At 65.5% G+C, this 11,037-nt stretch carries 12 protein-coding genes; 4 read left to right on the forward strand and 8 right to left on the reverse strand.

Translation table 11 applies throughout. From position 1 onward, the window contains the following. Positions 1-9 precede the first annotated feature (9 nt). A complete protein-coding gene (locus ShzoTeo12_RS25975) occupies positions 10-1,530 on the forward strand; it encodes a class I adenylate-forming enzyme family protein (RefSeq protein WP_318913088.1) in 1,521 nt (506 codons plus the stop codon). Beyond that, entirely contained in the window at positions 1,527-2,507 is a 981-nt protein-coding gene (nadE, locus tag ShzoTeo12_RS25980; RefSeq protein ID WP_318913089.1) for an NAD(+) synthase, read from the forward strand. The genes ShzoTeo12_RS25975 and nadE overlap by 4 nt, the downstream gene beginning before the upstream one ends. A 59-nt stretch (positions 2,508-2,566) precedes the next feature. Here the strand turns inward: nadE and ShzoTeo12_RS25985 are convergent, their stop codons facing one another. The 7 genes from ShzoTeo12_RS25985 to ShzoTeo12_RS26015 form a co-directional block, all read right to left on the reverse strand. After that, entirely contained in the window at positions 2,567-2,905 is a 339-nt protein-coding gene (locus tag ShzoTeo12_RS25985; RefSeq protein ID WP_119255326.1) for a RidA family protein, read from the reverse strand. Positions 2,906-3,038: 133 nt separating this feature from the next. Beyond that, positions 3,039-4,331, reverse strand: coding sequence for an amino acid deaminase (locus ShzoTeo12_RS25990; RefSeq protein WP_318913091.1), 1,293 nt, complete (start codon positions 4,329-4,331; stop codon positions 3,039-3,041). 23 nt (positions 4,332-4,354) lie between these two features. Next, positions 4,355-4,819 carry a RidA family protein gene (locus ShzoTeo12_RS25995; protein ID WP_119255328.1) on the reverse strand — a complete coding sequence of 155 codons (465 nt, stop codon included), beginning with the start codon at positions 4,817-4,819 and terminating at the stop codon, positions 4,355-4,357. A 14-nt stretch (positions 4,820-4,833) separates the two neighbouring features. Next, positions 4,834-5,589, reverse strand: coding sequence for an amino acid ABC transporter ATP-binding protein (locus ShzoTeo12_RS26000; RefSeq protein ID WP_318913093.1), 756 nt, complete (start codon positions 5,587-5,589; stop codon positions 4,834-4,836). 22 nt (positions 5,590-5,611) lie between these two features. After that, positions 5,612-6,265, reverse strand: a complete 654-nt coding sequence (locus ShzoTeo12_RS26005) for an amino acid ABC transporter permease (RefSeq protein WP_318913094.1) — start codon at positions 6,263-6,265, stop codon at positions 5,612-5,614. A gap of 4 nt (positions 6,266-6,269) precedes the next feature. After that, positions 6,270-6,932, reverse strand: a complete 663-nt coding sequence (locus ShzoTeo12_RS26010) for an amino acid ABC transporter permease (RefSeq protein WP_119255331.1) — start codon at positions 6,930-6,932, stop codon at positions 6,270-6,272. Between the two features lie 58 nt (positions 6,933-6,990). After that, complete coding sequence (locus ShzoTeo12_RS26015) at positions 6,991-7,812, reverse strand: transporter substrate-binding domain-containing protein (protein WP_119255332.1); 822 nt, start codon at positions 7,810-7,812, stop codon at positions 6,991-6,993. Positions 7,813-8,000: 188 nt separating this feature from the next. On the opposite strand from ShzoTeo12_RS26015, the gene ShzoTeo12_RS26020 reads away from it, so the two are divergent. Next, positions 8,001-8,756 (forward strand): IclR family transcriptional regulator, encoded by a 756-nt coding sequence (locus ShzoTeo12_RS26020; protein WP_318913097.1) that lies wholly within the window; start codon positions 8,001-8,003, stop codon positions 8,754-8,756. A 56-nt stretch (positions 8,757-8,812) separates the two neighbouring features. Continuing rightward, the gene (locus ShzoTeo12_RS26025; RefSeq protein ID WP_318913098.1) at positions 8,813-9,757 is read left to right on the forward strand and encodes a threonine/serine dehydratase; all 945 of its coding nucleotides are present in this window, start codon (positions 8,813-8,815) and stop codon (positions 9,755-9,757) included. Positions 9,758-9,893: 136 nt separating this feature from the next. Here ShzoTeo12_RS26025 and ShzoTeo12_RS26030 read toward each other — a convergent pair whose 3' ends face one another. Further along, positions 9,894-11,024, reverse strand: a complete 1,131-nt coding sequence (locus ShzoTeo12_RS26030) for a substrate-binding domain-containing protein (protein ID WP_318913100.1) — start codon at positions 11,022-11,024, stop codon at positions 9,894-9,896. Positions 11,025-11,037: the final 13 nt, after the last annotated feature.

An 11,037-nucleotide genomic window follows, 5' to 3' on the forward strand; every position in this document is an offset into this window, starting at 1 on the left:
AAACGGGCCATGCGGATCGAGCAATATCTCCGGCAGAGCGCAGTACGGGACGGGGCGAAGACCGCCATCGTCGCGGGCGACCTGCGGCTGAGCTACGACCGCTTCCTCGACCTTTCCGCCCGCATGGCAACGACACTCCGGGCCTCGGGTGTCAGTCGCGGCGACCGTGTCCTCATCCTGCTCGACAATGGCTGGCAGGCCGCCGTCGCCGTCCTCGCCACCTGGCTGGCGGGCGCCGTCATCTGTCCGGTCAATCCATCGACGAAGGCCCCCCGCCTTTCGCAGATCGCCGCCGACTGCACGCCCGCTTTCGTGATAACCGAGGCGCGGCTCGAACGGCTCGTCGCGGGCGTCGCCGAGCTTGCCGATACGCCGCGCCTCGCGACGGGAGAGGCGGGCAGCTTCGAGGCCGGGCTGCACGCGGCGCCATTGCCCGCGCAAGATCTTCCGGACAGCGACCTTGCCGCATTGATCTATACGTCGGGCTCGACCGGCGTGCCGAAGGGCGTGATGCTCGCCCATGACAACATGGATGCCGCGGCCCGCTCCATCGCCTTCTATCTCGAAAACACCGCCGCCGACACGCTCCTCGTCGTCCTGCCGATGTCCTTCGGCTACGGGCTCAACCAGCTCGTGACCGCGATGCTGACGGGTGCGACGCTGGTCATCGAGAAATCCTTCGCCTTCCCGCAGGCGGTCTTCGAGAAGATCCGCGACGAGCGCGTCACCGGGTTCGCCCTGGTGCCGGCCATGGCCGCGATGATGATGCAGGCGCGGGACCTCGATCCTTCGCTCTTTGCGAGCCTTCGCTACATCACCAGCGCCGCCGCGCCGCTGCCGCCGGCCCATTTCGACTGGCTGCGCGCCTTCCTGCCGCATGTCCGCGTCTTCTGCATGTACGGCCAGACCGAGTGCACCCGCATCGCCTATCTGCCGCCCGGGGAGATCGACGCCCGTCGGAGCTCGGTCGGCATCGCCATTCCCGGCGTGCGGACCGAGGTCGTGGACGAGGCTGGCGTTGCCGTTCCCCCCGGCACCGTCGGCGAACTGGTCGTCACCGGCGCGAACGTGATGCGCGGCTACTGGCGGAACGAGGCGGCGACCCGCAAGGCGCTACGCCCGGATCCGCGGACCGGCGCGATGCGCCTCCACACCGGCGACCTCTTCACCGCGGATGCGGACGGCTATCTCACCTTCGTCTCGCGCACGGACGACATCATCAAGTCCCGCGGCGAGAAGGTCGCGCCCAAGGCGGTGGAAGACGTGCTGCACCGCATGCCCGGCATTGCCGAAGCCCTCGTCGTCGGCGTTCCCCACGACGTTCTCGGGCAGGCCGTCAAGGCGCTCGTCGTCGCCTCGGATACGGCCCTCACCGAACGGGACGTCATGCGCTTCTGCGCGCAGAACCTCGAGGACCACATGGTCCCGAAGATCGTCGAATTCCGGCAGTCGCTACCTAGAACCGATTCCGGCAAGGCAAGCCGCAGGCTTGCCGCCGAACCCGCCCCCATCACAGGATCGATCGCATGACCGCACAGACATCCCACAGGCCCGCATTCGCCCCGCTGGTGCTCGATCCCGAAGCGGAGGTGGAGCGCATCACGGGATGGATGCGCGAACGGCTGCGCCTCGACCTGCGCAAGCGCGGCCTCGTGCTCGGCCTTTCGGGCGGCATCGATTCCTCTGTCTCGGCGGCGCTGGCCGTGCGGGCGCTCGGCGCGAAGAACGTCTTCGCGCTCTTCATGCCGGAAAACGATTCCGATCCGGAGAGCCTGCGGCTCGGGCGGAGCGTGGCGGAAACCTTCGGCATCGACAGCGTCGTGGAAGATATCGGGCCGGCGCTTGCGGCGATGGGGTGCTACGAGCGGCGCGATGCCTTCATTCGCGAGGCGGTGCCGGAATATGGAACCGGCTGGGCCTCCAAGATCGTCTTCGACAATCCGATGACGACGGGCGGCTACAACATCTCCTCGCTGGTCGTCCGCTCGCCGCAGGGCGAGACGCGCAAGGTGCGCCTCGGCGCCGGCGCGTATCTCGGCATCGTCGCGGCGACGAACATGAAGCAGCGCACCCGCAAGCAGCTCGAATACTACCATGCCGACCGGCTGAACTTCGCCGTGCTCGGCACGCCGAACCGGCTGGAATACGACCAAGGCTTCTTCGTCAAGAACGGCGACGGCGCTGCCGACATCAAGCCGATCGCCCATCTCTACAAATCGCAGGTCTACCAGCTCGCCGCCCATCTCGGCGTGCCGGCCGAAATCCTCTCCCGCCCGCCGACCACCGATACCTATTCGCTGCCGCAGACGCAGGAGGAATTCTACTTCGCCCTGCCCTACGACAAGATGGACATCTGCCTCTACGGTCTTGAAAATGCCGTGCCCGCCGACGTGATCGCAGAGGCGACGGGGCTGAAGGCGAGCGACGTCGAGCTGGTCTGGGCCGACATCGCGGCCAAGCGCAAGGTCGCGCGCTACCTGCACAGCCAGCCGCTGATCATTTCCTGACGAAAAAGGCCGGGACCGCCTCACGCGTCCCGGCCTTCTTGCATCAATCGTGAACCGGCTCAGACGAGCGCGGTCACCTGGATCTCGACTAGCAGTTCCGGCGCGGCGAGGCGGGCTTCCACCGTGGCGCGGACCGGCAGGTTGTCCTTGTCGACCCATTCGTCCCAGACCGTGTTCATCTGGCCGAAATGGGCGATATCGCGGAGCCAGATGCTGGCGCTGATCAGCTTGGCCTTGGAGGTGCCGGCCTCGGCGAGCAGGGCATCGATCTGGGCCAGGATATCGCGGGTCTGCGCGACGGTGTCGGCGCCCGCGCCGGTCACGCCGGCCGTGGTGACGACGCCGTTGACGACGACGGCGCCGCAGAAGCGCTGGCCGGGCTTGATACGCTTGATCATGGAAAGTCTCCCTGTTGGTCAAAGAACGGTTTTGCCGAGGACCGGCGGATGAAACGATGCGTTCCCGTCCGCCATCCGGGGCAGCGCGGCATCAATGCCCGAAACCCCGGCGGAGCGCAACGTGCCGAGCCGGTCAGAAATAGGTCTTGTAGGCCGTCTTCACATCGTGGTTCCCGTCGACACCGTAGAGCACGTCCCATTTGTCGAAGGTCGTGCAGGGATGGGAAATGTCGAGGAACACCATGTCGCCCACCCGCAGCGGAGTGTCGTCCGGCACCCGCATGAAGGCATGCTGGTCCGCCAGGGTAAAAATCTCGTGCCCCGCGCCGAGCCCGACCGGCGCCTGATGCTCGCCGGGCCGGAACCAGAGGCTTGGCGCCGGCAGGTGCACGTCGAAGGACAGATCGCGCTTGCCGCCCGTCAGGAACGCCAGCCCCTTTTCCGGCATGGACTGTACCCGGGTGACGACCTGGAGCGAGGGCCGCAGCTCGCCGGGGACGGCGCGCACGCGCTCCGAGCGCGCCTGCAGCGAAGCGAAATGCTCGCGGTACATCAGAGCGTCGTGCGTGATATAGCAGCCGGAGCGGGTCACGACCCGGGTCGGTCGTGAGAGCTTCAGCGCGCCAAGGTGCTCCACCACGATGTCGTAATAGGCAGATCCGCCGGCGGACAGGACGATTTCCTCTCCTGTGAATGCGCCGCGGGCATCGAGGTCGCGCGCAGCGGCCGTGGTCAACTCCATCAGGGCGCGGACCTTTCCGAGATTATCGTCCGGCCGCCCGCCGAAGATTCCTTCGAAGGATTCGATGCCGCGCAGTTCCAGCTCCCTGTCGTAGCTTCCGATGACGTCCGCTATGGCGCGTATGCGCGCCGGATCGCGCGCGCCCGTGCGGCCACCCATCGCGCCGATCTCGATCAGGACGCCCAGCCGGCGCCGGGACCCGAGGCCCCGGATGTGGCGGCCGGCGAAATGGGCGCCTTCCTCGGAATCGATCAGGCAAAGAAAATCAAAGCCCGGATCGCCATCCAACTCCCGCATGACGAAATCGAGGAAGCGGGGATCGACGATCTGGTTGGCGACGAGGATGCGATTGACGCCGAAATCGCGGGCAACCTGCACCTGGTGGGCGGTCGAAAGGGTTATCGCCCAGGCGCCGCCATCGAGCTGGCGGCGGAAAAGCTGCGGGCACATCGTCGTCTTGCCATGCGGCGCGAGCGAGACATTCGCCTTCTCGCAGAATTCCCGCATCCATCGCTCGTTGTTGGCGATGGCCGGCTCGTGCAGGATGGCGAGCGGCAAGGGCAGGTCGCCGCGCAGGACATTCCAGTTCTTGTCCGCGATGGATTCCAGCGGAAAGGGTTCGGTCCCTCCCGGAATGCCCTTCGTGCGATGATCGAGAAGGGGATGGGCGTGATTACGGTTCATGGCGAGACCTCCAATGCGTGCGTTCAGTCGAGAAGGCGGAAGATCGCCTCGATCTCGACCGTCATGTTGTGCGGCAGCGAGCCCATCCCGACGGCCGAGCGGGCATGTTCGCCGCGCTCGCCCAGCCGTTCGACGAGATAGTCGGAGCAGCCGTTGATGACCGCCGGATGCTCCTCGAAACGGGGGGCGGCATTCACCATGCCGAAAACCTTGACGACCTCGATACGCTCGAGATCGAAGCCGGCATCCTCCATCGTCGCGAGCATCTGGCGGGCCACCAGACGCGCGTGCTGGTAGGCTTCCGGAATGTCGATATCGGTTCCGACCTTGCCGGCGTGGAACGTTCCGTCGCTCTTCATAGGCCCCTGCCCCGAGAGATAGACCGTCCCGCCCGCGCGGCGGACGGTCCTGTATGTGCCGCCCGGGCTGACGGGAACCAGGGCCGCCTCGTCCGCCCCGGAAGACTGGTGTGCATTTTTCAAAGACATCGTCCTGCTTTCATTCAGACCGGCTGCACCGCGTGGTCCGGCCGTTCGTGATTTCCGATACGGCGAAGGAACTGGATCAGCCGCTCGTCTTTTGGTTTGTCGAGAATAAGGGCGGGCGGCCCATCGGCGGCGATCCGGCCGGCATCCATGAAGAGGACGCGGTCGGCCACATTGCGCGCGAAACCCATCTCGTGGGTGACGACGAGCATGGTCATGCCGTCAGCCGCCAGCGAGCGCATGACGTCCAGCACCTCGCCGACAAGCTCCGGATCGAGCGCGGAGGTCGCCTCGTCGAAGAGCATGACCTTCGGCTCCATCGCCAGCGCCCGCGCGATCGCCACCCGCTGCTGCTGTCCGCCGGAAAGCTGGCTCGGGTAGGAGGCCCATTTTTCCTGCAGGCCGACGCGTGCGAGAAGGCGGCGTGCCCGCTCCTCGGCGGCGGCCTTGCTCTCCTTCAGGACCAGCCGCTGCGCGATGGTCACGTTGCGGCCCACCGTCAGATGCGGGAAGAGGTTGAACTGCTGGAACACCATGCCGACCTCCTTGCGCACCTGATGCAGCTCGCGCGGCAGGGAAAGGTCATGCCCGTCGATCTTGATCGAGCCTCCGCTGAAGCTCTCGAGGCCGTTGAGCATGCGCAGGAACGTGCTCTTGCCCGAGCCGCTGGGGCCGACGATCGCCACGACCTGCCCCGCCTCGACCTGCAACGAAATGTCCTTCAGGACCTCGAGCCTGCCGTAGGACTTGGATACACCATTCACTTCGATCATCGGACAGATCCTTTCCTGCGGCTCACCGGGCGCTCGGCGTCAGCTTGCGTTCGAGCCGCTCGCTGAGCTTCGAGATCGGGTAGCAGATCGCGAAATAGAGCAGGGCCACGGTAATGAAGAATTCGAGGGGATGGCCGAAGCGCAGCATCAGCTCCATCGCCCGGCGCGTCAGTTCGTTGTAGCCGACCACCGTCGCAAGCGAGGTGTCCTTGATCACCGAGACATAGACCCCGATCAGGGGCGGCAGCGAAACCCGCAATGCCTGAGGCGCGATGATCCAGAAGAAGCGGTGGAAGAAGCCCATGCCGAGCGCCGTCGCCGCTTCCGACTGTCCGCGCGGGATGGCCTCGATGCCGGAGCGGAACACCTCGGCGACATAGGCGCTGGTAAAGCAGGTCAAGGCGATGAAGGCCGCCCAGAAGCGGTCCACCGAGACGTTGACCAGCGGCAGGCCGAAATAGATGAAGAAGAGCTGCATCAGCAGCGGCGTTCCGCGGAACAGCTCGACATAGGCGCGCAGCAGAAGGTTCAGCGGGCGCAGCCCGAATTGCCGCAGCAGCGCGACGATCATCCCGACAACCGTCCCCCCGACAACCGCGGAGGCGGACAGGTAGAGCGTGACGACGAAACTGTCGAGGATGAGCCAGCGTGCTTCCCAGACCAGAGAGAAATTCATCGCATCACCTCGATTGCGGCGGGAACAGCAGCCTGCCGGCAAGGGCGAGCAGCAGCGACACGCCGACATTGAGCGCGACATAGAAGAGGGCAGCCACGCTGTAGACTTCGAATGTCAGGAACGTCTTGGTGCTGATGTCGTTCGTAATGCCGGTCAGCTCATAGACCGAGATGGCCGACAGAAGCGACGATGCGAGCAGGATGGAAATGAAGAGATTGCAGAAGGCCGGCCAGGCCGCGCGCATGGCCAGCGGCGCGGTGATGTAGACGAGGGTCTGCAGCCTGTTGAAGGCGAGCGCCACTGCCGCCTCGCGGCTTCCCGGCGGCACACCGGCAAGACCCGCGCGGAAGATCTCGGCAAGATAGGCGCCGGCATTGAGGCCGAGCGCTATGCTGCCGGCGGTGGTGGCGGACATGCGCAGGCCGAGGCTCGGCATGCCGAAGAACAGGATGAATATCTGCAGGAGCGCGGGCGTATTGCGGACGAATTCCACATAGAGCCCGGCCAGCATCCGCAGAAGCCGGAACCGGCTGACTCGGCCGGCCGCCATCGCCACGCCGATCACGATGCCGATGAGCATGGCGACCAGGGTAATGAGCAAGGTGAGCTGAGCACCCGCCAGCAATTGGGGAATGAAGCGGGGGATGGCCGCCCAATGGAACGCCATGGCAATCCTCTCGATCGATCACCGCTGCCCGCGATATGACGGGCAGCGGCCTCAAATGTCAGTAGCGGGGATTGAGCGGCGCCGGCATGTCGGCGTTGAACCACTTCCTGTAGAGCTCGTAGCTCTTGCCGGTCGCATTGAGATCGAAGACGAACATGTTGACCCAGTTCAGCCATTCCTGGTCGCCGCGTGGCACGCCGAGGCGCTGGTATTCGACCAGCTTGCTGAACTTGTCGTCGACGATGACCTTCATGCTCTTGTCGATGGTCGCCTGATAGTTCAGCACATTGCCGTCGCAGATGAACGCGTCGACCTGACCCTGCGCCAGCGCGAAGAGGGCGGCGGCCTCGGTATCGAACCGCATGATTTCGGCATCGGGGAATTCCGGCGCGACCATCAGGTCCTGCGTGGTGCCCTTGGTCACGGCGATGCGCTTGGAGCCGAGATCGGCGGCCGATTCGATCCCGCTGTCGGCCTTCACGGCAAAGGCGGCCAGCAAGGCGGTGACGTAGGGATCGCTGAACGAGACCACCTTGGCGCGCTCGGGCGTGCCTGTGAACGTTCCGACGATGAGGTCCACCTTGCCCGAACGAAGGTTCGGGATGCGGTCCACCGACGTCGTGTCGACGATCTCGAGCTCGACGCCCAGCTTCTCGGCGACGAGCTTTGCGACATCGACGTCAAAGCCTTCAGGCTCGCCGCTGATCGACTTCATGCCGAAAGGCGGGACGTTCAGCATGACGCCGACCTTGATCTTGTTGTCGGCCACCACGCGGTCGAGGATCGACTCGGCGCTTGCCGGCGCGGCAAGCCCTGCCACCACTCCCAATGAAAGAACTGCGCAGCCAGCCAACCGGCGAAGCTGAGAGAAAATGCCCATCACGACCTCCCTTGTGATAGAGTGTCCGATATTTCAGACACATGTTGCATATACCGTTATCGTTATTGCAATTGCAGACAACTGACAAGCCCTTTACGCTCTCGCCGAACCATGTTTAAAGAAACCCAAATCGGCCAGCAGAAGAGGAAGACGACTTGGCAAAGGCCGCGCAAAGCTCCGGTTCGCGGATGCGTGGAATCGACCGCGTGGTCGAGATTCTGGAAGTCCTGCGGGAAATCGGCGTGCCGACGCAGGTCGGGCAGATCGCCGCGCGGCTCAACGCGCCGCGCTCGTCGATCTATGAGGTGATCGGGTCCCTCGCCTCGGCGGGGATCCTCGAAGTCAATCCCGGCACCGGCGAGGTCTTCTTCGGACTGGCGTCCTATTTCTACGGCGCCGCCTATGCCCGGCAGAATCCGATCATCGGCCTCGGTGCGGAAGAAGTGAATCGGCTCGGCCGCGCCACGGGCGAGACGGCGGAACTCTGCACGCTCATCAAAAACCGCTATGCCATCGTCCATTCCATGCCGGGCAACAGCCTGTTGCGCATGGAGACGAAGCCCGGCTTCACCCTGCCCGTACCGTGGACGGCATCCGGCAGGCTGCTTGTCGCGCATATGTCGCGCGAGGAAGTCGGCGCGCTGGTTCCGCCCGAGGACTTCGACCTGCCGAACGGCGTCAAGCTTTCGCTCGACGTGTTCTATGACGAGGTGCGCTCGGCCGACGCGCAGGGCCTCTGCGTGACGTCGGGCATCCTCGATACGTTCACGAAATGCATCGCCGTGCCGATCCGCTCGACCTTCGGGCAGAATATCGCGACCCTCTGCTTCGTCGTGCCGGTCGCCATCGACGCGGCGCGTGAGGAGACACTGGTCGCGGCGCTTCGCGAAAGCCAGCGCCGCCTCAGCCAGTATCCCGCTTCCATTCTCGCAACGAGCGCGTGAGGCGCGCGGCCGGTTCCGGCCGCCCGTTCCCGCTCCCATGATTTCCGGAGACAGCCATGATCGCACTAGACGATATCCGCGCCGCCAGGGACCGTATCGCGGACGGTATTCGCCGGACGCCCGTCATCCGCGCGGACCAGTTGAAGACCGCGCTTCCCGGCGGCGTCGAGCCCATGCTCAAGCTGGAACTTCTCCAGGTGACGGGTTCGTTCAAGGCGCGCGGGGCGACCAACCGGCTGCGGACCACGCCGCGCGAGCAGCTGGCGGGCGGCATCGTGGCCGCTTCCGGGGGCAACCACGGCCTCGCCACCGCGCGTGCCGGCCATCTGGCCGGCGTCAAGACCACGATCTTCCTGCCGGAAAACGCAACGCCCGCCAAGATCGCCAAGCTGCGCGAATGGGGCGCGGATACCGTGATCGTCGGCACGGCATGGCAGGAAGCCAACGAGGCGGCGCTCGCCTTCTGCGAGCGGACCGGCGCGGCCTATTTCCACCCCTTCGCCGATCCTCTCGTCGTCGCCGGGCAGGGCACCGTGGGGCTGGAAATCCTGGAGCAGATCGCCGATGTCGACACGGTCCTCGTCGCGATCGGCGGCGGCGGGCTGATCAGCGGCGTGTCGACCGCCATCAAGAGCATCGCCCCGCATGTCCGCATTATCGGCATCGCCGCCGCCGGCTCGCCCACCCTGCTGCGCTCGCTGGAGGCCGGGCGCAACATCGATATCGGCCGCGCGACCACCTCGGTCGCGACCATGTCGTGCTCGCATACGGATCCCCGCATCTTCGACATCGTCCGCAAGAATGTCGACGGGATCGTGCTCGTGGAGGACGCGGAGATGGCCGCCGCCGCGAAATGGCTCTGGTTCGAAATGGGCCTTGCCGCCGACCTCAGCGGTGCCGCCGCCATCGCGGCCCTGCAGCAGGGACGTGTCGCCGTGAAGCCCGGCGAGAAGATTTGCGCGATCGTCTGCGGCGCCGGCCCGGACGCGCTGACATCCTGACATCCGCGCAACGCAGGAATGGAAACACGGGCACCAGCCCCGCTTGAGGGGCTGATGCATCGCGAGGCGGCCTCAGAACGCGCCTCGGGTCGGGTCCGACGAGAGGGCGAGATTCGCCCTCTCGTCCATGCCTTGACTACTTCTTGCCGCCCCAGCGTTCCGGGTAGCCCGGCAGTTCCTGGCAGCCGCAGAGGCTGTAGTGCAGCGGCGGCATGCGCTCGTCGACATAGTTCGCCAGAACGTCCTCGGTGATCGCCGGCTGCGGCAGCACCCATTCGGGGCCGGGAACCTGCTTGCCGTCCAGCACATCGAGGGCCGCGATGACGGCCGTGCGCCACTGGTAGGTCGGGTAGGACGGGCCGATCGCCGTCAGCTTCTCCGACTGCCACTTGCGCAGGAAGTCCTGCTGGTCCTCGCCGCTGATGACCGGATAGGGAAGACCCGCATCCTCGAAGGCTTCGAGCGCCGCCGTCGCCGTGTCACCGGCATCCATCCAGACCGCGTCGATCTTCTCGCCGCGGTTGATGTAGTCCTCGACGACGGACTTGGTCTTCGCCCGGTCGCTGCCGGTGAATTCCGAGCCGATCACGTTGATGCCTGCCTCGTCGAAGATGTTCTTGGCGGCCGAATAGCGGGTCTCCAGCACGTCGACGCCCGGCATGATGCGCAGCGCCAGCACATTGTCGCCCTTCTTCAGCTTGCTGGCGATGAACTCGCCCGAGGTGATGCCGAAGCCGTAGCCGCCGACCGGGTGGATATAGGTCACCGGGCAGCTCGTATTGACGCCGCGGTCGAAGACGACGACCGGGAGCTTGCCGCAGGCCGCTTCCACCGCCGGGGTGAGCGCCGCCGTCGTGTTCGGCGAGACGATCAGCGCATCGCACTTGCCGCCGCTGACGAGGGCCTCGATATCGGAGATCTGCTTGTCGTCCTTGCCCTCGGCATCGACGACGATCAGTTCCTTGAGGCGATCCTTGTGCAGCTCGGCCTCGGCATTGAGGTTGTTGAGGCCGACGACGCGCCAGGGGTTGAAGACACCGGCATTGGAGAAGCAGAGCGTGACCTGGCCGTCCTTCTTGTATTTCGCCGTGTCGACCATGCCGTCGCCGAGATGCTGCGCCCAGGGCTGGCCTTCCGGGCCCTGCGGCGTCATCGAAAGCTGCTCGCGCTGCTTCTTGAATTCGGCCGGGTCGTTGAAGTCCTGCGCCAGCGCCTGCCCGGCGAATGTGAGCGCGACGGTCGTCGCCAGAAGTGTCCTCAGTGTCATGTCTTCCTCCTCC

Origin of the sequence: Shinella zoogloeoides, from assembly GCF_033705735.1 — a bacterium.
In the GTDB taxonomy this organism is placed as follows: Bacteria; Pseudomonadota; Alphaproteobacteria; order Rhizobiales; family Rhizobiaceae; genus Shinella; species Shinella zoogloeoides_A.

Excerpts from the sequence above, each read along its gene's own strand:
- ShzoTeo12_RS25975 (WP_318913088.1), top strand. The coding sequence starts at position 10 with ATGCGGATCGAGCAATATCTCCGGCAGAGCGCAGTACGGGACGGGGCG.
- nadE (WP_318913089.1), top strand. The coding sequence starts at position 1,527 with ATGACCGCACAGACATCCCACAGGCCCGCATTCGCCCCGCTGGTGCTC.
- ShzoTeo12_RS25985 (WP_119255326.1), bottom strand. The coding sequence starts at position 2,905 with ATGATCAAGCGTATCAAGCCCGGCCAGCGCTTCTGCGGCGCCGTCGTC.
- ShzoTeo12_RS25990 (WP_318913091.1), bottom strand. The coding sequence starts at position 4,331 with ATGAACCGTAATCACGCCCATCCCCTTCTCGATCATCGCACGAAGGGC.
- ShzoTeo12_RS25995 (WP_119255328.1), bottom strand. The coding sequence starts at position 4,819 with ATGTCTTTGAAAAATGCACACCAGTCTTCCGGGGCGGACGAGGCGGCC.
- ShzoTeo12_RS26000 (WP_318913093.1), bottom strand. The coding sequence starts at position 5,589 with ATGATCGAAGTGAATGGTGTATCCAAGTCCTACGGCAGGCTCGAGGTC.
- ShzoTeo12_RS26005 (WP_318913094.1), bottom strand. The coding sequence starts at position 6,265 with ATGAATTTCTCTCTGGTCTGGGAAGCACGCTGGCTCATCCTCGACAGT.
- ShzoTeo12_RS26010 (WP_119255331.1), bottom strand. The coding sequence starts at position 6,932 with ATGGCGTTCCATTGGGCGGCCATCCCCCGCTTCATTCCCCAATTGCTG.
- ShzoTeo12_RS26015 (WP_119255332.1), bottom strand. The coding sequence starts at position 7,812 with ATGGGCATTTTCTCTCAGCTTCGCCGGTTGGCTGGCTGCGCAGTTCTT.
- ShzoTeo12_RS26020 (WP_318913097.1), top strand. The coding sequence starts at position 8,001 with ATGCGTGGAATCGACCGCGTGGTCGAGATTCTGGAAGTCCTGCGGGAA.
- ShzoTeo12_RS26025 (WP_318913098.1), top strand. The coding sequence starts at position 8,813 with ATGATCGCACTAGACGATATCCGCGCCGCCAGGGACCGTATCGCGGAC.
- ShzoTeo12_RS26030 (WP_318913100.1), bottom strand. The coding sequence starts at position 11,024 with ATGACACTGAGGACACTTCTGGCGACGACCGTCGCGCTCACATTCGCC.